The 24,793-nt window shown below is 64.1% G+C and carries 20 protein-coding genes and 2 pseudogenes; 9 read left to right on the top strand and 13 right to left on the bottom strand.

Annotation, left to right across the window (positions count from 1 at the left end):
* The first annotated feature begins 2 nt into the window (after nt 1–2).
* The 5 genes from SCLO_RS18795 to SCLO_RS18775 all read left to right on the top strand — a co-directional run bounded on the left by SCLO_RS18795 (nt 3) and on the right by SCLO_RS18775 (nt 7,846).
* The gene (locus tag SCLO_RS18795) at nt 3–1,265 is read left to right on the top strand and encodes a TolC family protein (RefSeq protein ID WP_066520056.1); all 1,263 of its coding nucleotides are present in this window, start codon (nt 3–5) and stop codon (nt 1,263–1,265) included.
* Nucleotides 1,262–2,761 carry an efflux RND transporter periplasmic adaptor subunit gene (locus SCLO_RS18790; RefSeq protein WP_066520042.1) on the top strand — a complete coding sequence of 500 codons (1,500 nt, stop codon included), beginning with the start codon at nt 1,262–1,264 and terminating at the stop codon, nt 2,759–2,761. Before SCLO_RS18795 ends, SCLO_RS18790 begins: the two co-directional genes overlap by 4 nt.
* A complete protein-coding gene (locus SCLO_RS18785) occupies nt 2,758–5,901 on the top strand; it encodes an efflux RND transporter permease subunit (protein ID WP_007406408.1) in 3,144 nt (1,047 codons plus the stop codon). The genes SCLO_RS18790 and SCLO_RS18785 overlap by 4 nt, the downstream gene beginning before the upstream one ends.
* Nucleotides 5,902–5,912: 11 nt before the next feature.
* Nucleotides 5,913–6,302 (top strand): copper-binding protein, encoded by a 390-nt coding sequence (locus SCLO_RS18780; RefSeq protein ID WP_007683329.1) that lies wholly within the window; start codon nt 5,913–5,915, stop codon nt 6,300–6,302.
* A 248-nt stretch (nt 6,303–6,550) separates the two neighbouring features.
* On the top strand, nt 6,551–7,846 hold the full coding sequence (locus tag SCLO_RS18775; RefSeq protein ID WP_013039108.1) for a hypothetical protein: 1,296 nt from the start codon (nt 6,551–6,553) through the stop codon (nt 7,844–7,846).
* Nucleotides 7,847–7,912: 66 nt separating this feature from the next.
* Here SCLO_RS18775 and SCLO_RS18770 read toward each other — a convergent pair whose 3' ends face one another.
* Both SCLO_RS18770 and SCLO_RS18765 read right to left on the bottom strand, forming a co-directional pair.
* Nucleotides 7,913–8,443 carry a GNAT family N-acetyltransferase gene (locus SCLO_RS18770; protein ID WP_007686150.1) on the bottom strand — a complete coding sequence of 177 codons (531 nt, stop codon included), beginning with the start codon at nt 8,441–8,443 and terminating at the stop codon, nt 7,913–7,915.
* Nucleotides 8,440–9,060, bottom strand: coding sequence for a recombinase family protein (locus SCLO_RS18765; RefSeq protein WP_008832583.1), 621 nt, complete (start codon nt 9,058–9,060; stop codon nt 8,440–8,442). Before SCLO_RS18765 ends, SCLO_RS18770 begins: the two co-directional genes overlap by 4 nt.
* Nucleotides 9,061–9,185: 125 nt before the next feature.
* Between SCLO_RS18765 and SCLO_RS18760 the strand changes: the two are divergent.
* Nucleotides 9,186–10,292 (top strand): annotated as a pseudogene (locus SCLO_RS18760) (DUF4158 domain-containing protein); the annotation flags it as partial.
* 45 nt (nt 10,293–10,337) lie between these two features.
* Here the strand turns inward: SCLO_RS18760 and SCLO_RS18755 are convergent.
* The 4 genes from SCLO_RS18755 to SCLO_RS18740 all read right to left on the bottom strand — a co-directional run bounded on the left by SCLO_RS18755 (nt 10,338) and on the right by SCLO_RS18740 (nt 15,592).
* Nucleotides 10,338–13,307, bottom strand: coding sequence for a Tn3 family transposase (locus SCLO_RS18755; RefSeq protein ID WP_014072601.1), 2,970 nt, complete (start codon nt 13,305–13,307; stop codon nt 10,338–10,340).
* A gap of 91 nt (nt 13,308–13,398) precedes the next feature.
* The gene (gene merA / locus SCLO_RS18750; protein WP_004213247.1) at nt 13,399–14,817 is read right to left on the bottom strand and encodes a mercury(II) reductase; all 1,419 of its coding nucleotides are present in this window, start codon (nt 14,815–14,817) and stop codon (nt 13,399–13,401) included.
* A 37-nt stretch (nt 14,818–14,854) separates the two neighbouring features.
* Nucleotides 14,855–15,184, bottom strand: a complete 330-nt coding sequence (locus tag SCLO_RS18745) for a heavy-metal-associated domain-containing protein (protein ID WP_004213249.1) — start codon at nt 15,182–15,184, stop codon at nt 14,855–14,857.
* 12 nt (nt 15,185–15,196) lie between these two features.
* Nucleotides 15,197–15,592: a mercuric transporter MerT family protein gene (locus SCLO_RS18740; protein ID WP_014072602.1), complete on the bottom strand. Its 396-nt coding sequence runs from the start codon at nt 15,590–15,592 to the stop codon at nt 15,197–15,199.
* A 76-nt stretch (nt 15,593–15,668) separates the two neighbouring features.
* Between SCLO_RS18740 and SCLO_RS18735 the strand changes: the two genes are divergently transcribed.
* The 3 genes and pseudogenes from SCLO_RS18735 to SCLO_RS18720 all read left to right on the top strand — a co-directional run.
* On the top strand, nt 15,669–16,091 hold the full coding sequence (locus SCLO_RS18735; RefSeq protein WP_014072603.1) for a MerR family transcriptional regulator: 423 nt from the start codon (nt 15,669–15,671) through the stop codon (nt 16,089–16,091).
* Between the two features lie 170 nt (nt 16,092–16,261).
* Nucleotides 16,262–16,822, top strand: coding sequence for a recombinase family protein (locus SCLO_RS18730; protein WP_004213255.1), 561 nt, complete (start codon nt 16,262–16,264; stop codon nt 16,820–16,822).
* Between the two features lie 61 nt (nt 16,823–16,883).
* Nucleotides 16,884–18,689: pseudogene (locus SCLO_RS18720) on the top strand (Tn3 family transposase); the annotation flags it as partial.
* 196 nt (nt 18,690–18,885) lie between these two features.
* Here the strand turns inward: SCLO_RS18720 and SCLO_RS18715 are convergent.
* The 7 genes from SCLO_RS18715 to SCLO_RS18685 are packed head-to-tail and all read right to left on the bottom strand — an operon-like array spanning nt 18,886 to nt 24,748.
* Nucleotides 18,886–19,635 carry an HAD-IIB family hydrolase gene (locus SCLO_RS18715; protein WP_004212890.1) on the bottom strand — a complete coding sequence of 250 codons (750 nt, stop codon included), beginning with the start codon at nt 19,633–19,635 and terminating at the stop codon, nt 18,886–18,888.
* Entirely contained in the window at nt 19,632–22,133 is a 2,502-nt protein-coding gene (locus tag SCLO_RS18710) for a heavy metal translocating P-type ATPase (RefSeq protein WP_004212886.1), read from the bottom strand. The genes SCLO_RS18715 and SCLO_RS18710 overlap by 4 nt, the downstream gene beginning before the upstream one ends.
* On the bottom strand, nt 22,130–22,738 hold the full coding sequence (locus tag SCLO_RS18705; RefSeq protein WP_004212885.1) for a cation transporter: 609 nt from the start codon (nt 22,736–22,738) through the stop codon (nt 22,130–22,132). Before SCLO_RS18705 ends, SCLO_RS18710 begins: the two co-directional genes overlap by 4 nt.
* Complete coding sequence (locus tag SCLO_RS18700) at nt 22,735–23,421, bottom strand: ZIP family metal transporter (protein ID WP_004212882.1); 687 nt, start codon at nt 23,419–23,421, stop codon at nt 22,735–22,737. The genes SCLO_RS18705 and SCLO_RS18700 overlap by 4 nt, the downstream gene beginning before the upstream one ends.
* 3 nt (nt 23,422–23,424) lie before the next feature.
* Nucleotides 23,425–23,838, bottom strand: coding sequence for a hypothetical protein (locus tag SCLO_RS18695; RefSeq protein ID WP_004212881.1), 414 nt, complete (start codon nt 23,836–23,838; stop codon nt 23,425–23,427).
* A gap of 47 nt (nt 23,839–23,885) precedes the next feature.
* A complete protein-coding gene (locus tag SCLO_RS18690; RefSeq protein ID WP_009824022.1) occupies nt 23,886–24,263 on the bottom strand; it encodes a hypothetical protein in 378 nt (125 codons plus the stop codon).
* A complete protein-coding gene (locus SCLO_RS18685; protein WP_004212879.1) occupies nt 24,260–24,748 on the bottom strand; it encodes an SRPBCC domain-containing protein in 489 nt (162 codons plus the stop codon). Before SCLO_RS18685 ends, SCLO_RS18690 begins: the two co-directional genes overlap by 4 nt.
* Between the last annotated feature and the right edge of the window lie 45 nt (nt 24,749–24,793).

Below are 24,793 nucleotides of genomic sequence, written 5' to 3'. Positions count from 1 at the left end.
CCATGATCATGATGCCGAGGCGCGCTGTGCGACGCCTGTTGCTCTCTATCGGTGCGACGCTTGCGAGCGCCTGGGCCGTGCCGGTGTCGGCCGGCCCGCTCACCTACGAGCAGGCAGTGAGGCTCGCTGCCGCCAACGCGCCAAGCCTCAAGGCGCGCGCGGCGGCGACAGCCGGCGCCCGCTCTTCGGCGGTCGCGGCCGATCGCCTGCCCGATCCGACGCTCGACCTGGGCCTGCAGAACTTCCCGGTGAGCGGCCCCAATGCCGGCAGCTTCACGCGCGACGATTTCACTATGGCGACGATCGGGTTCAGCCAGACCTTCCCCAATCTCGCCAAGCGCCATGCACGCGCCGCGCGCGCCGCGGCCGATATCGGTATCGCCGAGGCGGGCGAGCTGGTCGAAGGCCGCAACGTGCGGCTCGAGACCGCCCTCGCCTGGGTCGATCTCTATTATGGAGAACGCCGGCTCCGGCAGCTCGACCTGCTCGATGCCAGCCTCGACGACCTGCAGAAGACCGTGACCGCACGCCTGGCGTCGGGCAGCGCGCGCCCGAGCCAGGCGCTCGAGCCCGACCAGCTCCGCGCCGCCATCGCCGATCGCCGCGCCGAGATGGCTGCGGTGGTGGCGCAGGCGCGGGCCCGGCTCGCGCGCTATACCGGCGACCCCGACCCGCAGGCGACGGGCGACCCGCCGATACTCGATGTCGATCCGATCCGGCTGCGGGCCGGGATCGATGCGCTTCCCGCCGTGCGCGCGCAGGACGCGCGGATCGCAGTCGCCGAAGCGGACGTGCGCCTCGCGCGCGCCGACAAGCGCTCCGACTGGAAGGTCGGCGTCACCTATGGCCGGCGCGATCCCATGTACGGCGACATGGCCTCGGTCGGCGTGTCGATCGACCTGCCAATGTTCGCCGGCAAGCGCCAGAATCCCAGGATCGCTGCCAGCGAGAGCCTTGTGCAAGGGGGTCGGTTCGACCGCGAGGCGATCCGCCGCGAGCTGGTGGCGCAACTCGACGCCGATCTCGCAGACCATGCCATGCATCTCTCCCGGTTGCGCAATGCCCGCGAGACGCTGGTGCCCCTCGCCAGGCGCCGCGCCGAACTCGACCGCGACAGCTATGCCGCGGGCAAGCTCGACCTGGGAACCGCGCTGCTCTCGACCCTGGCGCTCGCCGAGGCCGAGGTCGAAACGCTCAACCGCGAGGCCGATGTCGCGCGCGACGCGGTCCGTATCAACATCACTTATGGGGAGGAGCGGCCATGACGCTCAAGTCGGACACAGTGCGCTGGGGCGCATCGATCCTTGTCGTCGCGCTGCTGGCCGGCGGCACAGGCTATTGGGCGGGCCACAGGTCGCCGCAACCGCAGGCCGCCGCGTCCGGCGAGGCGGGCACAGGCTCGGGCAAGGTGCTCTACTGGTACGACCCGATGTTTCCCAACCAGAAGTTCGACAAGCCCGGCAAGTCGCCGTTCATGGATATGCAGCTTGTGCCCAGATATGCCGACGGCGAAAGTGCCGGCGCGGCGCCCGGGGTGACGGTCGATCCCTCCGCGCGCCAGAGCCTCGGCCTGCGCGTGGCCGAGGCCCGCATGGGCAGCCTTGCGAGCACGCTGGAAGTCACCGGCACGATCGACTTCAACCAGCGCGACGTCGCCGTCATCCAGGCGCGTTCGGGCGGGTTCGTGAGCCGCGTCTATGCGCGAGCGCCCGGGGACGTGGTCCGCGCCGGCGCGCCGATCGCGGACCTGCTCCTGCCCGAATGGGGCGGCGCGCAGACCGAATATCTGAGCGTCAGGCGGCTCGGCAAGCCCGACCTCACCGCGGCCGCGCGCCAGCGACTGCGGCTGATGGGCATGTCCGACGGCCTCATCGCCAGCGTCGAGCGGAGCGGACGCCCGAACGGCGTGGTGACGATCACGACGCCGATCTCGGGCACGATCCAGACGCTCGACGCCCGTGCCGGCGTGACGCTCGCCATGGGCCAGACGCTCGCCCAGGTAAGCGGGCTCGGCACCGTCTGGCTCAATGCCGCGGTGCCCGAAGCGCGCGCGGGCGATGTCCGGGTCGGCCAGAATGCCAGCACCACGCTGGCGGGCTTCCCCGGCGAGCGCTTCGCCGGCCGGGTGATCGCGATCCTGCCGACCACGCAGGCCGACAGCCGCACGCTCACCGTGCGGATCGAGCTGCCCAACCGGGACGGCCGGTTGCGGCCGGGCATGTTCGCCAGCGTCGCGCTTGGCGGCGATGCCAAGCCGGCGCTGCTGGTGCCGAGCGAAGCGGTGATCCGCACGGGCAGGCGCACGCTCGTCATGCTGGCCGCAGGCGACGGGCGCTATCATCCCGCCGAGGTCCGCATCGGCCGCGAGGCAGGCGGCGAGACCGAGATCCTTGCCGGCCTGTCGCCCGGCGAGAACGTCGTCGTCTCGGGGCAGTTCCTGATCGATTCCGAGGCGAGCCTGTCGGGAATCGAGGCGCGGCCGATCGGCGGCGGTGCGGCATCGGCGACCATCGCCGCGCCGGCGTCGAAAGCCACGCTGTACGAGACGACGGGCAAGATCGAGCGGATCACGGCCAATTCGGTGACGCTCAGCCACGAGCCCGTTCCCGCGCTCGACTGGCCGGCGATGACGATGACCTTCGCGCTCGCCAATCCGGGCATCGCGCGCGGCTTCAAGGCGGGTGACCGGGTCCGGTTCGGGTTCGACCGGCCCCCGGCGGGACCGACGCTGCGGCATATGGCGAAGGTGGCGGGCCAGTGATCGCCCATCTCATCCGCTGGTCGGTGAGGAACCGCTTCTTCGTCGTGCTCGGCATGCTCGCGCTGGTCGGCGCGGGCCTGTGGGCGGTGCGCTCGACCCCGATCGACGCGCTGCCCGATCTTTCCGACGTGCAGGTCGTGATCCGCACTTCCTATCCGGGTCAGGCGCCGCAGATCGTCGAGAACCAGATCACCTATCCGCTCACCACCACCATGCTGTCGGTGCCCGGCGCCAAGACGGTGCGCGGCTATAGCTTCTTCGGCGACAGCTTCGTCTATGTGATCTTCGAGGACGGCACCGATCTCTACTGGGCGCGCAGCCGCGTGCTCGAATATCTCAACCAGGTCCAGGGTCGGTTGCCGGCCAGCGCCCGCAGCGCGCTCGGGCCGGACGCGACCGGGGTCGGCTGGGTCTATGAATATGCGCTGGTCGACCGCACCGGCCGGCACGATCTCTCGCAGCTTCGCGGGTTGCAGGACTGGTTCCTGCGCTACGAGCTGAAGACCGTGACCGGCGTGGCCGAAGTCGCCAGCATCGGCGGCATGGTCAAGCAGTACCAGGTGCTGCTCGATCCGGTGAAGCTCGCGGCCTACGGCGTAACCCACGCCCAGGCAGTGCAGGCGATCAGCCAAGCCAATCAGGAAGCCGGCGGCTCGGTGCTGGAAATGGCCGAGGCCGAATATATGGTCCGCGCCTCGGGCTATCTGAAAACGCTCGACGATTTCCGGGCAATCCCGCTCAAGACTGCGGCGGGCGGCGTGCCCGTCCGGCTCGGCGATGTCGCCACGATCCAGGTCGGCCCCGAGATGCGGCGCGGCATCGCCGAACTGAACGGCGAAGGCGAGGTCGCCGGCGGCGTCGTTATTCTTCGGTCAGGCAAGAACGCCCGTGAGACCATCGCGGCGGTCAAGGACAAGCTCGCCGATCTCAGGAAAAGCCTGCCGCCGGGCGTCGAGGTGGTCACGGTCTATGACCGCTCGCAGCTGATCGATCGCGCGGTCGAGAACCTCACCCGCAAGCTGGTCGAGGAGTTCATCGTCGTCGCATTGGTCTGCGCCCTGTTCCTCTGGCACGTCCGCTCGGCGCTGGTCGCGATCCTGACCTTGCCGCTCGGTGTGCTGGCCGCGTTCGTCGTAATGCGGTTCCAGGGGGTGAACGCCAACATCATGTCGCTGGGCGGCATCGCCATCGCCATCGGCGCGATGGTGGATGCGGCGGTCGTCATGATCGAGAACGCCCACAAGAGGATCGAACGCTGGGAGCAGGATCACCCGGACAGACATCTCGATGGCGAGATGCGCTGGATCGTCGTCACCGAGGCGGCGGCCGAGGTCGGGCCGGCGCTGTTCTTCAGCCTGCTGATCATCACGCTGTCGTTCATTCCGGTCTTCACCCTGGAGGCGCAGGAAGGCCGGCTGTTCGCGCCGCTCGCCTTCACCAAGACCTATGCGATGGGCGCGGCCGCGATCCTGTCGGTGACCCTGGTGCCGATCCTGATGGGCTGGCTGATCCGGGGCCGCATTCCGGCCGAGCAGGCCAATCCGGTCAATCGCTGGCTCACCAATATCTACCGGCCCGCGATCGACTGGACGATGAAGCGGCCCAAGGCAGTGCTGCTGATCGCGGCTCTGGTGTTCGCCACCACGGCCTGGCCGCTCAGCCGGCTCGGCGGCGAGTTCATGCCCAATCTCGACGAGGGCGACCTGCTCTACATGCCCTCGGCGCTGCCGGGCCTCTCGGCCGCCAAGGCGAGTGAGCTGCTCCAGCAGACCGACCGCCTGATCAAGACCGTGCCCGAAGTCGAAAGCGTGTTCGGCAAGGCCGGCCGCGCCGAGACCGCGACCGATCCCGCGCCGCTCGAAATGTTCGAGACGACGATCCAATTCAAGCCCCGCGACCAGTGGCGGTCGGGCATGACGCCCGAACGCCTTGTCGACGAGCTCGATCGCCGGGTGAAGCTTCCGGGTCTCGCCAATATCTGGGTGCCGCCGATCCGCAACCGCATCGACATGCTCGCGACGGGCATCAAGAGCCCGATCGGGGTCAAGGTGTCGGGCAGTGACCTCGCCGAGCTCGACCGCATCGCGCATGATGTCGAGACCGTGGCCAGGAGCGTGCCCGGCGTCAGCTCGGCGCTCGCCGAGCGGCTGACCGGCGGACGCTATGTCGATGTCGACATAGACCGCGCCGCCGCCGCGCGGTTCGGGCTCAACATCGCCGACGTCCAGGCCATCGTCTCCGGCGCGATCGGCGGCGAGACGATCGGCGAGACGGTCGAGGGCCTCGCCCGCTATCCGATCAGCGTGCGCTATCCGCGCGAATTGCGCGACAGCCTCGAAAGGCTGCGGGCGCTACCGATCCTGACGCCCGCGGGCCAGCAGATCACCTTGGGCACCGTGGCAAACGTCTCGATCGCCGAGGGACCGCCGATGCTCAAGACCGAGAATGCCCGGCCTTCGACCTGGGTCTACGTCGATGTGCGCGGGCGCGATCTTGCCTCGGTGGTCGGCGATCTGCAGCGTGCGGTGGCGAAACAGGTCAGGCTCTCGCCTGGGGTCAGCATCGCTTACTCTGGCCAGTTCGAATATCTCGAGCGCGCGGTCGACCGCTTGAAGCTGGTCGTGCCCGCGACGCTGCTGATCATCTTCGTGCTGCTCTACCTCATCTTCGGCCGCTTCGACGAGGCGGCGCTGATCATGGGGACGCTGCCGTTTGCGCTGACCGGCGGCATCTGGACGCTTTATCTGCTGGGGTTCAACCAGTCGATCGCCACCGGGGTCGGGTTCATCGCGCTCGCCGGCGTCTCCGCCGAGTTCGGGGTGGTGATGCTGATCTATCTCAAGAACGCGCTGGCCGAGCGCGGCGCACATCCGGACGCTGCCGAGGTCGAGGCCGCCGTGCGCGAAGGCGCGCTGCTGCGCGTCCGTCCCAAGGCGATGACGGTGGCGGTGATCCTGGCCGGCCTGCTGCCGATCCTGCTGGGATCAGGCGCGGGTTCGGAGGTCATGAGCCGGATTGCCGCGCCGATGATCGGCGGCATGCTGACCGCGCCCTTGCTCTCAATGTTCGTCCTGCCCGCCGCCTATCTGCTGTTGCGCCGGCCCAAGACCGATCCCATCCCTCAACCCGTTTCATCATGAAGGAGAAGACGATGAACCATGCACGACTGACCATTGCCCTCGGCCTCGCCGCCCTGACTGCCGCGTGCGGCAAGAAGGCGGAGGCCCCCGTTGCGACTGAGACCAACGAGGCGGCGCCCGCCGCGACCATGAGCGGCGACATGGGCAACATGTCGATGGCGCCTGACGCGAACGCCGCGATCAAGGCCAAGGGCCATGGCACCGTCACCGCGATCGACAAGGCGGCAGGCACGATCACGCTCGATCATGGTCCGATCCCGGAGGCCAAGTGGCCCGCGATGACGATGGCGTTCAAGGCCGCGCCGTCGATCACCGATGCGGTCAAGGTCGGCGACAAGGTCGATTTCGACCTCTCGCTCAAGGGCAGCGATGGCGAGGTCACCGCGATCGCAAAGCAGTGATCCGCTAAGTTCGACCGGAAAAAGCTGGTTGCGTCGCCGCTCCCGGGCGGCGACGCCCGTGCCGGCCGTCTGCCTGGCTGTGCGCCCGGTCGACGGTTGCGACCGGCAACGCCCAATGCCAGCGGCGTTTCCCTGCGCGATCACCGACAATTTGAGCACGCTTCGCGGATCGCACATTGAACGTGCAAGCCGCCCTTGCTCGCGATAGCCTGAACGGCAAGGAGCCCAGTTTAGATGACCCAGCCAGTATGACCTTGTTACCCGCGACACATCATGATCTCGTGAGCGAGCTTGTCCGTCGTTGGCGAGACGATCCCGGCGCCACCTATCGCTCCTGGTTTCTGTGGGACGAACGGCTGAAAAACTTCCGCTCCATCCGTCGCGGGCTGCAGCAGGTGGTCGCAGAAATCGAAAGTGGGCGGTTCGGCGTCGCCTATCGCGGCTCGTCACTGGAAACGGTTGTCCACTCGATCGCCGAACAGCGGCAGATCTTCAAGGGCGCCGACCATGCCTGGCTGTGGAAGCCCAAGCTGCGCATTCCAGACATCTACGAAAGCCCGGACAACCAGCGGGCGTTCGGTCGCCTGCTCGACAATTGCTCGTGCTGCGATACCGCCGAGGAGATCATCAGCCACATCCGCAGCATAGACGCGCTCAAGATCAAGGGGCTGGGGCCGGCGGCGGCCAACCTGCTCTATTTCCTTCACCCGACGCTGGTGCCGCCCTTCAATACCGCGATCGTCAAGGGCTACAATGCCGTCACCGGCGCCAAGGTGAAGCTCGGGTCATGGGATCATTTTCTCGCCATGCGCGCCGGCATCCTCGACCTCAACGACCGTTACCGCGAGTTGCTCTCCAACGATCTCGGCGCGATCGGCGGACTGTTGTTCGACATTGGCTCGGGCCGCTATCCCGCGCCACCGCTGGAGGATGACGCAACGGCGGCCGACGACTGGCTCGGCAGATTGGAACATGCCAGAGCGGAGGCAAGCCGGCTCGACAAGACAGCCGCCGCGCAGGGCGAAACCGATCGCACGCACGCCGAAATCCAGGCCTGGCTGCGCGACCTCGGCCATGCCCTCGGTTACGATGTGTGGATCGCCGCCAATGACCGCGGTCGACTTCACGCTGGCTGCCCGCTTGGACAGGGATGCCTCGAGCGCCTTCCAGACGCCATTGCGACCTCTCCCGGAGCGGACTCGATCCGCCTCATCGACGTGTTGTGGCTGGCGAAGGGTGGCGACGGCGTCGCCGCCGCGTTCGAGGTTGAACATTCGACCTCGATCTACTCGGGGATCGTGCGCATGCTCGATCTGGCGCTGTCGGGGAGCGATCTGCACGCTGCCGCCGGGCTATTCCTGGTCGCACCGAATGCGCGCGAGCAGGACGTTCGCGCGCAACTCCGTCGCCCGGCTTTCAGCCGTATTGCCGATCTCGACTTCGCCTATCTGCCCTATGGCGAGCTGGAGAGAAACAGGGACGCGATCGCTCGTTTTGGAACGGGATTGAAGGCCATCAAGGCGATCTCAAGCCCCCTTCCCTGAAAGGGGGCGTTTGCGGGAGGGGGCGGAATCCTACGCCAAGCTCGCCCAGATAGCCGGCGCGAGATCTTACTTGTTGCTGCCTTCTACGGTCGCGCCAGAAAGGCGACGGCTCAGTTCTATCCGGCGATGGCTACGCATTTTGAAGGTGTCTGGCCCAACGCGCCGATACTCAATGAAGCCGAGAGAACGCCAAAATCGCTCTGCCGCTTCATTCGCTTCCAGCACGGCCAACCGAATCTCTGTGGCACCTCTCGCAGCGGCCCAGCTTTCGACCGTCGAGTAAATTGAGCGTCCGACGCCACGACCACGCTGTGCGGCATCTACGATCATGAAGCCGAGATACCATGTGCCATCACGCGGATAATCGCGGAGGATGGCCGCGATTGCATATAGGCCGCCAGGCCCCTTCCATCCCAGGACAGCTTGATTGTGGGCGCTCTTTTCGGGCGGCACATCGGAGAAAAGCTCGCGAGCATCGTCCAGCGTGGGCGCGGCCCCGTCCTGCAACAGGAAATAGTCGCTGCAACGGTTGTACAGGTCTGCAACGTCTGCGGCGTCCGCTTGGGTAAGTTTGATCGGGGCTCCCGTCATCATCATCGCGTTTTGGCAGCAAGCACGCGCTGACCGTAATCCCGGAGTTCCCCGTTGGGACCGACATAGCGGTAGAGAGTGACGCGCTCGATCCCGAGTTCCTTGCAGAGGTCGGAAACGGACGTGTCGCGTTGGGCCATAGCAGCCTGAGCGAGCCGCACCTGGGCCTTGGAGAGGGCGAACTTGCGGCCACCCTTGCGTCCCCGCGCGCGGGCAGCGGCCAGGCCAGCCATGGTGCGCTCGCGGATCATATCCCGCTCAAACTCCGCCAGTGTGGCAAAAATGCCGAACACCATCCGGCCCGATGGCGTCGTGGTGTCGATCTGCGCGCCCTTGCCGGTGAGCACCCGCAGACCGATACCGCGATCCGACAGATTCTGCACCGTGCTGACCAGGTGGGTGAGCGTTCGGCCGAGCCGGTCGAGCTTCCAAACGATGAGGACATCGCCGTCGCGCAACGATTTCAGGCAGGCGGCAAGACCGGGGCGATCATCACGGCTACCGGATGCACGATCATCATAGATATTGCCTGGCTCGACACCGGCAGCGCGAAGGGCATCGTGCTGCAGGTCGAGCGACTGCGAGCCGTCGGCTTTGGACACGCGGGCGTAGCCGATCAGCATGGATCACAAACGAAGGTTTGAGGCGGTGACGAACATGAGCACATAAGATTGGGCTATTGTGTATCTTAACCAGCATCTCAATCAAGCTATCTCAAACCGTAGCTCGGAAAGAATAAGGAGCATGTATGCCGCGTCGCGTGACCCTGACCGATCGACAGCGCGAGGCGCTGCTTCACTTGCCGGTCGATCAAGGTGAGCTGCTGCGGCACTATACCCTCAGCGATGAGGATCTCGGGCATATCCGCCAGCGCCGGCGCGCCCACAATCGTTTTGGCTTCGCGCTGCAACTGTGCGTCCTGCGCTACCCGGGCCGGGTGCTCGCTCCTGGCGAGTTGATCCCGGCGCAGGTATCGGATTTCATCGCGGCCCAGCTCGGCCTGACCAGCGACGATCTACTCCTCTATGCCGCGCGCGAGGAGACCCGGCACGAGCATCTGGCGGACCTTCGCCGAATCTACGGCTATCGCTCCTTTTCGGGGCGGGGCGCACGGGATTTGCGCGAATGGATCGCTCGGGAAGCCGAGGCGGCGACATCGAATGAGGATCTTGCCCGTCGCTTCGTTGCGGAGTGTCGCCGCACCCGCACGATCCTTCCCGGCTCCTCGACGATCGAGCGCCTTTGCGCCGATGCGCTGGTTGAGGCCGAGCGCCGGATCGAGGATCTTATCGCCCATCGCATCACGCCAACCCTGAGCGAGAATTTGGCTCACCTGTTGGAGGATACGGTGGATGGTCGCGTCACGCGCTTCGTATGGCTGCGACAGTTCGAGGTTGGCGCAAATTCAGCAGCCGCTAACCGGCTGATGGATCGACTGGAATATCTTCAAAGGTTCGATCTTCCGGCGGATTTGCTGGACGGCGTGCCGGCGCATCGTGTGACCCGGCTTCGCCGGCAGGGCGAGCGCTATTACGCCGACGGCATGCGTGATCTGCCCGAAGACAGGCGGCTTGCGATCCTCGCTGTCTGCACCCTGGAATGGCGGTCATCGCTGGCCGATGTCATCGTGGAGACCCACGATCGCATCGTAGGCCGTCTCTATCGGGCCTCCGAACGCCTTTGCAACACCAGGATCGCCGACGAAAAGGCGGCCGTTCGGGACACGCTGAAGTCCTTTGCCGAAATCGGTGGTGCTTTGCTTGGAGCGCAGGACGATGGCACGGCCCTGGACGGGATAATCGCCACCGGGCCTGGCTGGGAACGGTTCAGAACCCTTGTCGGCGTCACCTCAAGGTTTGTTCGCCAGACAACGATTTCTCGGACATAAGCGGAACATGGGCTACGCTACACGCTTCAACCGCGCCATTGGCTCGTTGAGTGGGTGGAATTCACCTGCTGGAAGTCGCCTGGCCTGCTCCCAGAGGTAATCGCCGGTCAGACTGATGTGCGCCCAGCCCATCGGAGAAAGGTGCGCAAGCAGTGCCGCATCGAACGTCGTGCCGACAGCGTTGAGGTGCTGGGCGGCCCGGTCGAGATAGACCGTGTTCCAGTAGGAAATCGCCGCAATCAGCAGGTTCAGCCCAGATGCGCGAAATTCCTGATTTTCCAGCGAGCGATCGGTGAACCGACCCTGCCGGTTGGTATAGATGGCGGCGGCAAGCGTGTGCCTCGCCTCGCCTTTGTTGAGACCGGCCTGACAGGCACGTCGCAGTTCCGGTTGTTCAAGCCAATCGAGCGTGAACAAAGTGCGCTCGATACGGCCCAGTTCAGCCAATGCAAAATCCAGCCTGTTCTGGCGTTTGTAGGCGGCAAGTTTTCGCAAGATTACTGACGGCGCCACCGTGCCATCCTTGATTGAGGCGACAATCCTGACGATGTCATCCCAATCGGCCTCGATCGCTGCCGTTTTGATGGTGCGGCCCATCAGATTTTCGATGCCCTTGTATGTCGATGGCGCAGCGATCGAACCCAGCTTGCGGTCGCCAATATCGCGCAGCCGTGGCGCGAAGCGGAACCCGAGTAGGTGGCAGAGTGCGAAAACATGATCGGTGGCGCCGCCGGTATCGGTATAGTGCTCATGCAACGGAAGGTTGCCGGCGCCCAGGACAAGCCCGTCGAGCACGTAAGGCGCTTCACCTGCCGTCGCGGACATGATCCGTGATCCGAATGATGCGAAGTGATCGGAAAGGTGAGAATAGATTTTCACGCCAGGTTCGGCGCCATATTTGGCATTGACGTCCGCCGCCCCTGAACGGCTCCGCCCCGACCGGAAGAACTGGCCATCGGACGACGAACTGGTGCCAGCGCCCCAATGCCGCGCGAAGGGTAATTCGTGATGGGCTGAGATGATCATGGCCAGCGCGGCCTGATAGTTCTCGGGTGAAAGATACCAGTTGTGGGTCCATGCGAGTTGGGCATAGCTGACGCCTTCGCTGGCATTGGCCATCCGCTCCAGCCCGAGGTTGGTGCCATCAGCCAGAATTGCGGCGAGTACCGTGCTGGGGTTGTCGTGCTCCTTGCCTGAGCGCAGGTCACGGAATGCGTTCAAAAAACCAGTGCGTTCGGCGACTTCAAGCAGCAGCTCGGTGATGCGCACGCGGGGAAGCAGGGTATCGAGCTTGCGATCGAGGGCTTCAGCTTCCGGTGGGGTGACAGGCGGCATTTGCTGAAGCTTGAGCCGGTCTCGTTCGAGCGACACTCCCTCAAGCTTGTTTGTTTTCAACTGCTTGGCAAATCGGCGCAGCCGCCAGTCAAGATTTCGTGCCCGGTCAGCGAGGTAGGATGCAGCATTTGAATCGAACGGAAGCACATCCGCCACTTTGGCGGCGTCGCGCCGACCCAGCAAATAGGCATCGAAGCGCTGATAGTTGCGGGTTCCCTCGATCCATACATCACCGGCGCGCAAACGATCACGCAAGGTTGCCATGATCGCAATTTCATAACGTCGGCGGTCGATACGGCCGCTTTCGGTGATGAGACGCTTCCACTGCCGATTGGGGAATGGCAGTGGAACGCCATCGGGAAGGTCGCGCGACTTTCGTGTGTTCGCATCGCGAATGACATCGATGGCTTTGATCAGTGCCGTCCCTGTTCCAGACGCCTTGAAGGTGAAGGCGTCCAGAAATGCCGGGCTGAAACGCCGTAGCGTGGCGTAACGCTCGGTTGCCGTTACCAGTGCGTCCTCGCCGGCAAGATCAGCAAGGGCATCTACTTGGGCCTTTGCCGCAACAAGCCGGTGCCAGCCCACCGCTTCGTCAATCAATTCGAGCGGATCGCCGCCATTCTGGACAGCCTCATCAAGTGCTGTAATCGTGGCGCCAAACAGCCGCATGAGTTGCCCCACCGACTGAATACTATCTTGGTAGCGACGCTCGCGCCCACGCCGCGCGCGCGTGAACATGCCGCCGATAAGTCGGTCAAACATTTGGATCGCGGCATCGGCAAGTCTGGCCTCAAGGTCGATCACTGCGGCCGTCAACGTCGCCCGCCTGCGATTGACGCTGTAATCCGAAAGCAGGAATGCCGGTGCCACGCCGCCCTCGCGGACAAATTGGGCAAAGCGGAATTCCGGAATGGCGCCCCCAACTACCGGGTGGATACCTATGCCGCGAACATAGCGCAGGCGCTCAAGCAAGCCATTGATATTGGCCGCAGTCGGGGCTTCTTCGAAATTACGCAACCACGCCAGCGGTGTCATGCCGAAATCCGGGTTGTTGATTACGAGTTCGTCTAGCCGTGTCAGTTCAGCAGAGCTGAGGCCTTCGACGATTGCGGCTGCGGCAGCTTTGCGTGCGCGTGCCCGGCCAGCAAGACCGGCGCGTTCCAGTGTGTCGCCTGACGGAAGAATGAACCGCTCACCCTTCAGGCCAACCATGAGGGCGCGAACAATCGGTTCACCTCTGTCTGTATACTCGGCGGCTTGCGCGGCAAGATTCAGGGCAAGTGCCAGGTCGCCGCGTCGAAACGGGCGTATGCCAAGATAACGCGCCACGAGATCGGCATGATCGGTACGGGTTTGCGCGCGCTGACCATATGCAGAGAAGGAGGAAGGATCGACGAATAACTGTGCCGCGAGGTACTGAAGAATGACGTCGGGAAGCCCGATCTCGGGTTGCAGACCAAAGCCGGGATGTCGCATCAAAGCGATTTGTGCAGCCAGACCGAGGCGATTTGCTGGACCATAGCGGCGCCCAACCAATTCAACATCTTCCGCAGAAAGGGTATAATGCCCAATGATCGCGGTTTCTTGGACAGGAGGATCGAACAGGCGCCGGCGCTCGTCTCCGGTCAGAAGTCGGCGTCGTGCCATTTTGCTCTCCCGCTGAGGCGAATAACAAAATTGACACCAAAGCGGCTTGCACTGGAGGGAGGCCATTCGTTGCCGGTTGATCCCCGAGCAATCACCCGGCGCAGCAAGACAGTTTGGCGACATCCTTATCAAACGTTTGGGCCGCCAGTTTGAGGCCTTCCACAGTGGTCAGGTAAGGAAATATCGTTGCACCCAATTCCAGGGTGGTCATGCCGTGTTTGATCGCCAGCACCAGTGTCTGGATCGAATCCGCGCCTTCGGGTGCCATGATCTGGCCGCCCAGCAAACGGTCGTTCGCCTTGTCGGCAATCAGTTTGATGAGACCCCGCGTATCGCGTGCTGCCAGTGCCCTTGGCACAGCATCGAGCGGGAGCAGCGAAACCTTGATGTCCAGGCCTTGCGCCCGTGCTGTCGTTTCAGTGAGGCCGGCGCTGGCGACTTGCGGGTCGGTGAAGACGACGGATGGCATGGAGGAATTGTCGTAGCGGTATTGGTTGCCCGTCACCGCGTTGCGCGCGGCCAGTTTTGCGCCATAGGCGGCCATGTAGACGAACTGGTCCCGTCCCGTTACATCGCCCGCCGCGTAAATGCCTGGAACCGACGTTTCGAGGTGGTCATCGACGACGATTCCACCATTACGGGCAAGCACTATGCCGCGCTCCTCCAGCCCAAGCCCGTCGCTATTGGGTCGGCGTCCGGTGGCGATGAGCACCTGTTCCGCCGCGACGGTGTCACAATGCCCCTCGCAGGTCAATTCGACCCCGCTCTGTGTTTGGGCGATACGCTGATAGCCGACACCTGCGCAAACCCGCACGCCCTCGGCTTCCAAATAGTTTTTCAGCGCGGCACTCACTTCCGGGTCCATTTCGGGGAGCAGGCGGCTTCGGCAGCAGATGGTGACATCAACGCCCAGACGCGAAAACATCTGTCCCAGTTCTACCCCGATCACCCCGCCACCGATCACCAGCAGCGATTTGGGCAAGCGATCCAGCGCCAGCGCCGATGTGCTGGTTAGGTAGGGCACGCTGTCCATCCCCGGAATCGGCGGCACGGCGGCGTGCGCACCCATCGCCAATATGACCTTGCCGACCTTCATGGGCGCATCGCCGACAATCAGCGCACCATCGGCAAAGCGTGCCTTGCCCTCGATATAGCTCACACCGTCATAGGCGGGCAGCAGATCGACATATTTTTTTTGGCGCAGCGTCGTGACAAGATCGTCCTTCGACGCCGCCAATACGGACCAGTCATCCATCTGGACAGCGCCCCCAAGGCCGGGAAAGCGCGCGGCGGCAAGCCCACCATGCACCGCTTCGGCGGCGCGGATCAGCGTCTTGGAAGGAACGCAGCCAACATTGACACAGGTGCCGCCAATCGTGCCGTGACCGACGAGCGCCACTTTCGCGCCCAGATCGGCAGCGGCGATCGCGGCGGAGAACCCGGCAGAACCCGCGCCGATGACGGCCACGTCAAATCCTTCCTGCCCGGGGCGGTTGCAACAGTCGTTCATTGCTTATCGCTTTCTTGAGGCGCTGGCGGCGCCCCGCTCAGTTTTGAATAGCGCGCGCCGGATAACCCGCGTTGGTTGATGCAGCGGCAATCGCAGCAGCATTGGTGCGGCGCGGGTTATAGGTTGCGCGCGCGGTCTTGGCTGCGAAATCGACCGTGACCGCCGTTACCCCGGCGACGCCTTCCATCGCCTTCTTCACGGTGATCGGGCAGGTGGCGCAGGTCATGTTCTCTATGGCAAAGGTGGTTTGCTTCTGAGCGGTTGCGGTAGCCGCGGGGCGATCTTGCGCCGTGCCACTAACTGCATAGGCGACCCCGCCGCCAGCCATAGCCAGCACGGCCATAGCGATACATACTGTCTTTTTCATGGGTATTTCCTTTCAATAGAACCAGGGTGCCCACCAGTCGATGGTGAGCGCCAGGATGGCGACGGCAAGGCCCAGCCACAGCACCGCCTTGGTGGTCCAAGCCGATTGTGGACGAGCGCAGTAGGAACCGTCTTCACAGGGCGGTTTCGGCTTGAAATAGACATGCCAGAAGCCGTAGCCGAGCAGCGCGAGCGTTACGCCTGCGACATAGGGCTTGTAAGGTTCGAGCGCCGTCAGGTTGGCGATCCACGCGCCGGAAATTCCGAGCATAACCAACAGTAGCGGGACGACGCAGCAAGCCGAGGCGAGCCCCGCGCCGATCAATGCGCCCGCCGCAACCCAGTTTGCCTGCTTCGGCTCGTGGTTTTCGGTGAGGGCTGGCTGTCCCGCTTCCGGCGTTGAGACCATGGCTTGAATCCCTTGTTCCAACTGAGTGATTCGCAGTGTAGGCTCTGTAGCCACTACAGACTCAAGAGGTATTTTCATGGAGCAACAGGTCGGCATCTTGCGTGCCCAGCTTGCCCGGAAAACAGGCTGCAATCTCGAAACCATCCGCTATTACGAGAAGGTGGGATTGCTGCCGGGGCCGCCTCGCAGTTCCAACGGCTACCGCGTCTATTCGCCGGAACTGGTGCAAAGGTTGCAGTTCATCCTGCGCGCGCGCGACCTTGGCTATGCAATGGATGAGATACGGTCATTGTTGTCGCTCACCGATACCGGTGCACAAACCTGCGCGGAGGTTATGGCGAGAACCGAACTCCACCTTGAAGATGTCCGCCGCCGCATTGCAGATTTGCAGAAGATAGAGGTGACGCTGGCGACCACGTTAGCCAGATGCACTGGAGATGACGTTGCCGAATGTCCCATCCTGGAAGCACTCCAGTTTTTACCCCATCAAGGCAATTGACGCCATCTTTGAGGGATTTGATTTTGTGATGTCAGCTTGGAGTATAGCCTAACCGGACGTCAGGGCGCTACCGCGGTTTCTGTCAGATTAGGGTACTAAACGGAATTTGTTGACGAATGTCGTTGCGTATCATAGATTTCAACCTGACATTTTGATGGAGAGAGTGCGCAGTGAAGGGGCAACGGATCGGCTATGTCCGGGTCAGCACGTTCGATCAGAATGTGGATCGCCAATTGGAAGGTCAGTCGCTCGATCGGACCTTCACCGACAAGGCATCGGGCAAGGACGTCAACCGCCCCCAGCTTGAGGCTCTGCTCACTTTCGCCCGCGAAGGCGATACCGTCGTCGTCCACAGCATGGATCGGTTGGCCCGCAATCTGGATGACCTGCGCAAGCTGGTCCAGGGCCTCACCAAGCGAGGTATCCGGATCGAGTTTGAGAAGGAAAGCCTGTCCTTCTCGGGGGAGGACTCCCCGATGGCCAATCTGATGCTCTCGGTCATGGGTGCGTTTGCTGAGTTCGAGCGCGCCCTGATCCGCGAACGGCAACGCGAAGGCATTGCGATCGCTCGGCAGCGCGGCGCCTATCGGGGGCGGAAACGGTCGCTCTCGGATGAGATGATTGCCGATCTGCACCGCCGCGTTGCCGCCGGTGAACGCAAGGCGACCATCGCGCGCGACATGGGCATCAGCCGCGAAACCCTCTACCAGTACCTTCGCGCCGCTGCCTGACACCAATGTTCACATTATGTCCGGAAAATCGTTGTTCAGCGTACAAAGCTTGAGGTGACGCCTTGTCGCCACGGCCTCCGCGCTGACCAACGTGCTCGCGGCCGACCCGCTCAGCCGTGTGCTGGACGGCTATCACCGTTTCCGCCTCTACGCGCCCAGGATGCTGCGCCTGCTCGACATGCAGGCGGCGCCGATCGCCACGCCTCTTCTGGCGGCCGTTGCGATGCTGCGTAACGGGATCAAGGTCGATCCGCCGGTGGATTTTCTACGTCCCAACTCGAAATGGCATCGTCATCTTCGCGCTGAGCCCAGCGGCGACCACCGGCTTTGGGAAATCGCGGTGCTGTTCCACATCCGCGACGCCTTCCGGTCCGGTGACATATGGTTGGCGGGATCGCGCCGCTATGGCGACCTCAAGCAGCTTCTGGTCCCGCCACAGGCGATAGAGCAGACCGCGCGGCTCGCCGTGCCGCTGCGACCCGGCGAATGGCTGGCCGAGCGCAGGGCTCGACTGGATACACGGCTGAAGGAGTTTGGCCGCGCGGCGCGAACCGGCACGATCCCAGGCGGCATCATCGAGAACGGCAAGCTGCACATCGACAAGCTGAGGGCCGACACGCCCGAAGGGGCCGAGGATCTCGTGCTCGATCTCTATCAACAGCTCCCGCCCGCGAGGATCACCGATCTGTTGCTGGAAGTCGATGAGCGAACCGGATTTTCCGAGGCGTTCACGCATCTGCGCACCGGCGCGCCCTGCAGCGACCGGATCGGCCTGATGAACGTGTTGCTGGCGGAAGGCGTCAATCTCGGTTTGCGCAAGATGGCGGCGGCGACCAACACGCACAGCTTCTGGGAATTGCTGCGGATCGCGCGCTGGCATGTCGAAGGCAGCGCCTATGATCGGGCGCTCGCCATGATCGTGGAGGCCCACGCCGCCCTGCCCATGGCCGCCTTCTGGGGACAAGGGCAATCGGCATCCAGCGACGGGCAGTTCTTCCTTGCTACCGAGCAGGGCGAGGCGATGAATCTGATCAACGCGAAATATGGCAACGTCCCGGGCCTCAAGGGATACAGCCATGTGTCCGATCAATATGCGCCGTTCGCAACCCAGGTGATCCCGGCAACGGTCAGCGAGGCTCCCTATATCCTGGACGGGCTGCTCATGAATGACGCGGGCCGCCGCGTTCGCCAGCATTTTGCCGACACGGGCGGCTTCACCGATCATGTGTTCGCCGCCTGCGCCTTGCTCGGCTACAGGTTCGCCCCCCGTATCCGCGATCTCCCTCAGAAAAGACTCTATGCCTTCACGCCCAACGCGACGCCGGCCAATGTGCGAGCGCTGGTCGGAGGTAAGATCAATGAACCGCTCATCGAGCGCAACTGGCCCGACATCCTGCGCATCATGGCGACGATCGCAGCGGGGATCGTCGCCCCCAGCCAGATTCTTCGCAAGCTCGCCTCTTACCCGCGCCAGAATGAGCTGGCCCTCGCATTGCGAGAGGTGGGCCGCATCGAGCGAACCCTGTTCATGATCGACTGGATTCTTGATGCCGGCCTCCAGCGCCAGGCTCAGATCGGCCTCAACAAGGGTGAGGCCCACCACGCCCTAAAGCGCGCCATCAGCTTCCACCGCCGAGGTGAAATCCGGGATCGATCCGGCGAAGGCCAGCACTATCGCATCGCCGGAATGAACCTGCTCGCCGCCATCATCATATTCTGGAACACCATGAAGCTCGGCGAGGTCGTCAATACCCGGGCCGCCAGCGGTACCCATATCGCGCCTGATCTACTCGCCCACGTCTCGCCGTTGGGATGGGAACACATCAATCTAACCGGGGAATATCGCTGGCCCAAATCCTTAGCGTAGGATTCCGCCCCCTCCCGCAAACGCCCCCTACGATTGAGAAGCGCGGCGGAATCTCTTAGATTGATCGCTGGAGGCTTTGTTCGCGGAGACGCGCACATTGCCTTCTTTTCGTTTTAGGAAGCGCTGCCCTAAGCGACAGAAGCCAGAGCTTTGACAATGCGGCATTCCGCGATGGAGCCGACCATGTATCTTGATCCTATCGGTGCAGACACGCGATGATGGCGGTCACGACGGCGGTGGTTTCCGCGACGTCGCGCACCCTCACTGTGTCGAGGCCGATTTCAGCAGCGGGATAGTCATTCCCACCGGGGAATATCGCATCCCCAATGAACAGCATCCCGTCGAGCGGGACACCGCTCTCGGCACTCAGGCGCTTCAGGCCATAGCCCTTGTCGATCCCTGCTCTGGTCACGTCGATCGATGTCGTGCCACCGAGATTGATCGAGAGCTCCGGCAGCTTCGCGCGCAACGTGGCCTGCAACGCGGTCCTCTTCTTTCGGTCAGGATCCCACGCTTCCTTTTCCTTCAGCGGCGCTGCCTGCCCCAGGCCCGAAAAGGTGATCTGGCTGCCCCGGTCCTCGATCCGTTCGCCCCAGATACGTTCGTCGGCGAGACCGGCATCGGTCAGCGCCTGATCGAAGGCCGTGCGGATCTTCGCCTTCTCCGCGTCGTCGAACAGTTCGGCATAGACCGCGCGCCAAGCGCCATTGATGAACCGATAGAGTTTCGTGCCTGTGGTCGGCATCAACCAGAGACGGTCGAGCGCGACGCCGGCAGGAAGGCGCGAGGCGATCTGCTTTTCGAACTGCGGCCAGTCCCCGCCCGAGATCACCGCCACATCCGTGATGGCGAGCAATCGGGCGAGGATTGCGGCCATATCCTCCGATAACGGCCGCTTGCTCTCGGCAAGCGTGCCGTCGAGGTCGAAGGCGATCAGCCACTTCATGCCGCCTTCCCTGCCGGATCGCGGTAGGCGAGCAGCCTGAGCGCATTGATGACGACGAGCAGCGTCGATCCCTCATGAACCGCCACCGCTGGCCCAATGCCGAGGCCGAGGATGGTAGCAGGCACCAGGAAGGCGACGACACCCAGGCTGACGAAGACGTTCTGCCGGATGATTCCACGGGTATGGCGGCTAAGACCGACTGCGAATGGCAGGTGCGCCAGATCGTCGGCCATCAGCGCCACGTCGGCTGTCTCCAGCGCAACGTCCGACCCCGCCGCGCCCATCGCGATGCCGACCGTGGCGCTTGCCATCGCCGGCGCATCGTTCACGCCGTCGCCCACCATCGCGACCTTGTCTTCGCCGGCGAGCTTCTTGATCGCGGCAACCTTGTCTTCGGGCATGAGGTCGCCCCACGCTTCGTCGATCCCGACTTCGTCGGCGATCGCTTCGGCGACTTTCTGGTGATCGCCGGAGATCATTATCATCCGCGACACGCCCATCTCGTGCAGCCGACGCAACGCGGTCTTGGCAGCTTCGCGAGGCGTGTCCATCAGGCCGATCGCGCCCAGGTCGCGGTCCCCCTTGCGGACCACCATTGTCGTGCGGCCGTTCTCGCGCAGCTTCGCGATTGCGTCCTGCGCGCCCTGCCCCAGCGCCGGAATGCCCTCACTTCCGAACATCTCGGCCTTGCCGATCCACACCGTCTCGCCATCCACGCTCGCGGTGACGCCCCGACCGGTCAGGCTCTTGAGGTCGCCGGCAGTCGGCACGGCACGATCGTTCAGACGTTCGCGGCCGTCCTTGACGATCGCTTGGGCCAGGGGATGGTCGCTCAACGCTTCGACGGCGACAGCCAGCGCCAGCAACTCGCCTTCATCGGCGCCATCGACGGGCACGACATCAGTGATGCGCGGACGACCTTCGGTCAGCGTGCCCGTCTTGTCGAAAGCGATCGCTTTGAGCGACCCGAGGTTTTCGAGCGGTGCACCGCCCTTCACGAGCACGCCGCCCCGCGCTGCACGGGCAACGCCCGACAGGACCGCGCTCGGCGTTGCGATCGCGAGCGCGCACGGGCTTGCCGCCACCAGCACCGCCATCGCGCGATAGAAGCTGTCGCGGAACGGCTCGTCGACGACCACCCATGCGAACAGCAGGAGCACTGACAGGACCAGGACGGCGGGCACGAAGATCCGTTCGAACCGGTCGGTGAAGCGCTGCGTCGGCGACTTCTGCGTCTCCGCTTCGCTCACCATCTTCACGACCTTGGCAAGCGCGCTTTCATTGGAACGGCGTGTCACCTCGATCTCGATCGCGCCGCCGCCGTTGATCGTACCAGCAAAAACCCGGCTTTCCGCGTCGACTGCATCGGGCTTGGCGCGTGCCGCTGCGGCATCTGCGACCGGCACCTTGTCGACCGGGATGCTTTCACCCGTGACCGGGGCCTGGTTGATCGCGCTGGTGCCCTTGATGACGAAGCCGTCGGCAGGCAGGCGCTCGTTCGGGCGGACGATGGCAATGTCCCCGACGACCATCTGCTCGACCGGGATTTCGCTGGTCTGCCCGCCGCGTCGCACGGTCGCGGTTTCGGGCGCGAGCTTCGCCAGCGCCTCGATCGCCTTCTTGGCGCGGCCCATTGCATAATGCTCAAGCGCATGGCCGAGGCTGAACAGGAACAGCAGCAGCGCACCTTCGGCCCATGCGCCCAGCGCAGCGGCGCCGGCCGCAGCGACCAACATCAGCGTGTCGATCTCGAACTTCTTCATCCGGAGGTTGTCGATCGCCTCGCGCAGCGTGAAGAATCCGCCGAAGAAATAGGCTGCGATATAGCAGGCGGTCGGCAGCCATTCGGGCGCGCCAGCGACCAGCCTCTCGATCGCGTAGCCGATCCCCAGCAGCGCGCCACAGGCGAGCGCGAAGATCAGCTCGGTATTGGGGCCGAGAAATTCGGCGTGGCTATGGTCGTGGCCATCGCCGGGGCCGTGCTTCTCTTCGCCCGCGCCGTGGCCCCCGGGGCCGTGGTCGTGGCCGGCATGTTCATCGGCAGCGACCCGCTTGCCCACCCTCACCTTCAGCTTGCGAAGCGCAGCGCGCACCTCCTCTTCGGTGGTTTCGCGGCGATCATATTCGACCCGGACAGACCCGCTGGTGCTGGCGCTTGCCTGGACCACGCCGGGCAAGGCGCACAGCGCATCGCTGACCGTGCGCGCCCGACGTTCGTGGTTGATCCCCGTCACCTGCCAGATCGCATGGCCGTAGCGCTCGGTGATTTCGGCACCTGCGGCGCGCACCATTTCGCGCAACCGTGGCAGCGGCAGCTTGGCGGCATCGAAATGGATGCACAGCGCCGCTGGCGTGTTGCCGTCGAGACAGATCACATGCGCCCGCTCGACACCTTCGCGCTTTGACAGGGTTGATACGAGACGGTCCAGGCAGGCATCGGCCGCGTCAGGAAGGTCCGGCAACAACACTGGAATGTCGAGTTCGAGCTTGTCGTTCATGACGACCTCCTTTCGCTTTTCTTGGTTTCGGCGCGCGCGTCGCGCAGGATTTCGACACCGCCCTTGATGGCGATGATGGCGGTGGCGAAGCCGACCAGCAGGTCCGGCCAATTGGTACCCAACCACAGCACCAGCACGCCGGCGATCAGGATGCCGCCGTTGGAAATGAAGTCGTTGAAGCTGAAGGTGGTTGCGGCCCGGAGATTGACGTCCGGATCCTTGAGGCGCTGGAGCAGCCGCAGGCAGAGGTAATTCACGACGCCGGCGATCGCGGACATGACCATCATGGTAGGTCCGATGGGCTCGCTGCCCTGCACGTAGCGCCGTCCGACATCGATCAAGATGCCGCCCGCGAAGATCAGCAGCATGACGCCCGAAGCGACCGCGGCGCGTGTCTTCCATGTCTGGCCCCGGGTGAGCGCCACAAGGCTCAGCGCATACACAGCCGTATCGGACAGGTTGTCGACGCCGTTGGCGATCAGCGCGCTCGAGTCCGCGAAGAAGCCGGAAACGAAGAAGCCCGCAGCGATCGCCGCGTTCAGCAGCAGGACGATCCACAGTGTGCGGCGCTCCTGCCCGCCATTGTTGTCGTTGCCCGGGATCATCCCATCATCTCCTCAAGTGTCAGCAGGGCCAGGAAGCCGACGAAAAACATCGAGCTGATGAGCGGGGTGTCGGGTTTCTCGTGCGCCTCGACCAGCAACTCCTCCGTGACGAGGTAGAGCAGCGCCATCAGCCCGAAGCTGAGGAAGCCGGCGATCATCACCGGCGACAGCGCGGCGACCGGCACGGCAGCGAGCGCGCCGATCGGCAGCAGCAGGGCCAATGCCGAGACGATCACGATGATGCGCAAGCGCGAGCGATAGGTTTCCGCCAGCTCGTCGGTCAGCGTCAGTCCCAGAAATAACACTTCCAGAGTGAGCGCGATCGTCAGCAGGAGACCTGCCTTCTCGCCCGCCACGAAAGCGAGGCCGAGCACCAGGCCGTCGACCAGAATGTCGATGCCGATCGCGGCGAGTAGCGCCATCGGCCCCTTGAAGCGGGCCTCAAGAGCCTTGAGCCCCAGCATGGTCGCGACGCCCGCCGCCCCGCCGATCAACGTCGCGCTGGGCGATGCCTCATGCTTGACCTGCGGCAGGATTTCGGTCGCTGCCGCCGCGAACACGACGCCGGCAGCGAGATGCTGTAGGCCCGCCACGAGGCCAGGTTTCAACTTGGTGCGGCTCGCGACAATCGCGCCGAGCACGACCGCCAGCACAGGCGCAAGCGTATAGAGCAGTGCCTGCATTTCCTAGGACTCCTCCGGGGTTCGGTGGCAGACGCGGATCTTCCCGCGTCGCGTGAACGCGATCGATCCGCCCGCCACGACAGCCCGCGAATGGTCGCCGCGAAACTCGTCACCGGTTCGCTGCGCGCGCAGGATCTCGGTCCTGCCCTTCGGCAGCCAGGTGACGGCCATTTTCAAGCCGTCATCGATGAAGTCGACATCGGCGCGTGTGCCGTCGTCGCAGTACATGATGCGCTGCGCGATTAGTTTCGACGTCAGATGCTTTTCATGCGCCGGCTCGGTAGGCTGGGTCGGCGCTGGATTACACGCCCCTATAACCGCCCCGGAGACGAGAACGACGCCGAGGCGCGCGATCGCCAGACCGGCCCGATTCAGGCCGCACAAGGTTGTCACATTTGAAATCGACGTGTCAGACATCGGTCTCTTCCGACGAAGCGCCCTGTGGCGTTCGAAGGCAGGGCAGTTCATCGCGTGCCTTCCTGCTCGCAGATCCGGGTACGGCCATCGCCTTCCACGATGGTGAGCTGCGACCCCTTGAAGGTCGCGGTGGCTGTTTCGCCGACATATTGCAGGCCCTGCGCTGGCGCGGTCAGCATCATCGGCGGTCCCCCGTTGGAGCGCCGCAAATCGATCTGCAGGCCGTTGTCCTTGTAATCGACGAACAGCGGTTCCCCGTCGGAACAGCGATATCTATGCCGCCCCATTTCCCCGGTCGCCACGGCGCTGTCGGACGAATGGATCTGCTGCTCCGTTGGCGGGGCTGGCGGCTTTCTTTCCGAGCACGCCGCGAGCCCGACAACGAGGATGACGGCGGGCAGCACCCGCTTACAGTGCATCATCATCGCGCCTTCCTCCTGTAGCGGAAGGGGACGCGCTGACGATTGATAGCCCGGGCAGGCTGACCTACCCGCCAGCGGAGATAGGTTGCGAGGCGATCGTCAGATTCGACCATCAGGGATCGCAGGCGGCGCAACATCATCGCCGCGAACGGCAGGGAGAGCGCCCCGCGCAGCGTGCAGCTATGCGTTAGCCTGGTGCCGCCATCGTCCCCCGCCAGCTCGTACCGCTCTTCGAGCGTGAACAGATAGGGGATGCCGCAGGACCAAGCGAAGGCGTGCGGTTTATCGAATCGATCAATCCGTGCTGGCGTCCGAATTGGCCGGGTGATGCCCTGGATCGCAAAGGTGCATTCTGTGTCGCCGAGCCGGGACGGATCATCGAGAAATACGAGCGGACTCCACGCCCGGCGATGATCCGGATCGGTGAGTGCCGACCAGATGCGCAGTGGCCCGCCGTGAAGCATCGAGCTGGTTATGGTGCGAGGCATATCCCCATCTCCCAGAGATGGGCGGGGCGATCGCGGATCGCCCCG

The organism is Sphingobium cloacae (assembly GCF_002355855.1).
Classification (GTDB): Bacteria; Pseudomonadota; Alphaproteobacteria; order Sphingomonadales; family Sphingomonadaceae; genus Sphingobium; species Sphingobium cloacae.
The sequence above is the reverse complement of the archived record's forward strand: the minus strand, read 5'-3'. Positions and strand labels throughout refer to the sequence as shown.

Coding starts and splice junctions, on each gene's coding strand:
- SCLO_RS18780 (WP_007683329.1), top strand. CDS start 5,913: ATGAACCATGCACGACTGACCATTGCCCTCGGCCTCGCCGCCCTGACT.
- SCLO_RS18765 (WP_008832583.1), bottom strand. CDS start 9,060: ATGCTGATCGGCTACGCCCGCGTGTCCAAAGCCGACGGCTCGCAGTCG.
- merA (WP_004213247.1), bottom strand. CDS start 14,817: ATGAACGACTGTTGCAACCGCCCCGGGCAGGAAGGATTTGACGTGGCC.
- SCLO_RS18775 (WP_013039108.1), top strand. CDS start 6,551: ATGACCTTGTTACCCGCGACACATCATGATCTCGTGAGCGAGCTTGTC.
- SCLO_RS18735 (WP_014072603.1), top strand. CDS start 15,669: ATGGAGCAACAGGTCGGCATCTTGCGTGCCCAGCTTGCCCGGAAAACA.
- SCLO_RS18740 (WP_014072602.1), bottom strand. CDS start 15,592: ATGGTCTCAACGCCGGAAGCGGGACAGCCAGCCCTCACCGAAAACCAC.
- SCLO_RS18770 (WP_007686150.1), bottom strand. CDS start 8,443: ATGATGATGACGGGAGCCCCGATCAAACTTACCCAAGCGGACGCCGCA.
- SCLO_RS18790 (WP_066520042.1), top strand. CDS start 1,262: ATGACGCTCAAGTCGGACACAGTGCGCTGGGGCGCATCGATCCTTGTC.
- SCLO_RS18715 (WP_004212890.1), bottom strand. CDS start 19,635: ATGAAGTGGCTGATCGCCTTCGACCTCGACGGCACGCTTGCCGAGAGC.
- SCLO_RS18690 (WP_009824022.1), bottom strand. CDS start 24,263: ATGATGATGCACTGTAAGCGGGTGCTGCCCGCCGTCATCCTCGTTGTC.
- SCLO_RS18745 (WP_004213249.1), bottom strand. CDS start 15,184: ATGAAAAAGACAGTATGTATCGCTATGGCCGTGCTGGCTATGGCTGGC.
- SCLO_RS18700 (WP_004212882.1), bottom strand. CDS start 23,421: ATGCAGGCACTGCTCTATACGCTTGCGCCTGTGCTGGCGGTCGTGCTC.
- SCLO_RS18755 (WP_014072601.1), bottom strand. CDS start 13,307: ATGGCACGACGCCGACTTCTGACCGGAGACGAGCGCCGGCGCCTGTTC.
- SCLO_RS18710 (WP_004212886.1), bottom strand. CDS start 22,133: ATGAACGACAAGCTCGAACTCGACATTCCAGTGTTGTTGCCGGACCTT.
- SCLO_RS18685 (WP_004212879.1), bottom strand. CDS start 24,748: ATGCCTCGCACCATAACCAGCTCGATGCTTCACGGCGGGCCACTGCGC.
- SCLO_RS18795 (WP_066520056.1), top strand. CDS start 3: ATGATCATGATGCCGAGGCGCGCTGTGCGACGCCTGTTGCTCTCTATC.
- SCLO_RS18695 (WP_004212881.1), bottom strand. CDS start 23,838: ATGTCTGACACGTCGATTTCAAATGTGACAACCTTGTGCGGCCTGAAT.
- SCLO_RS18705 (WP_004212885.1), bottom strand. CDS start 22,738: ATGATCCCGGGCAACGACAACAATGGCGGGCAGGAGCGCCGCACACTG.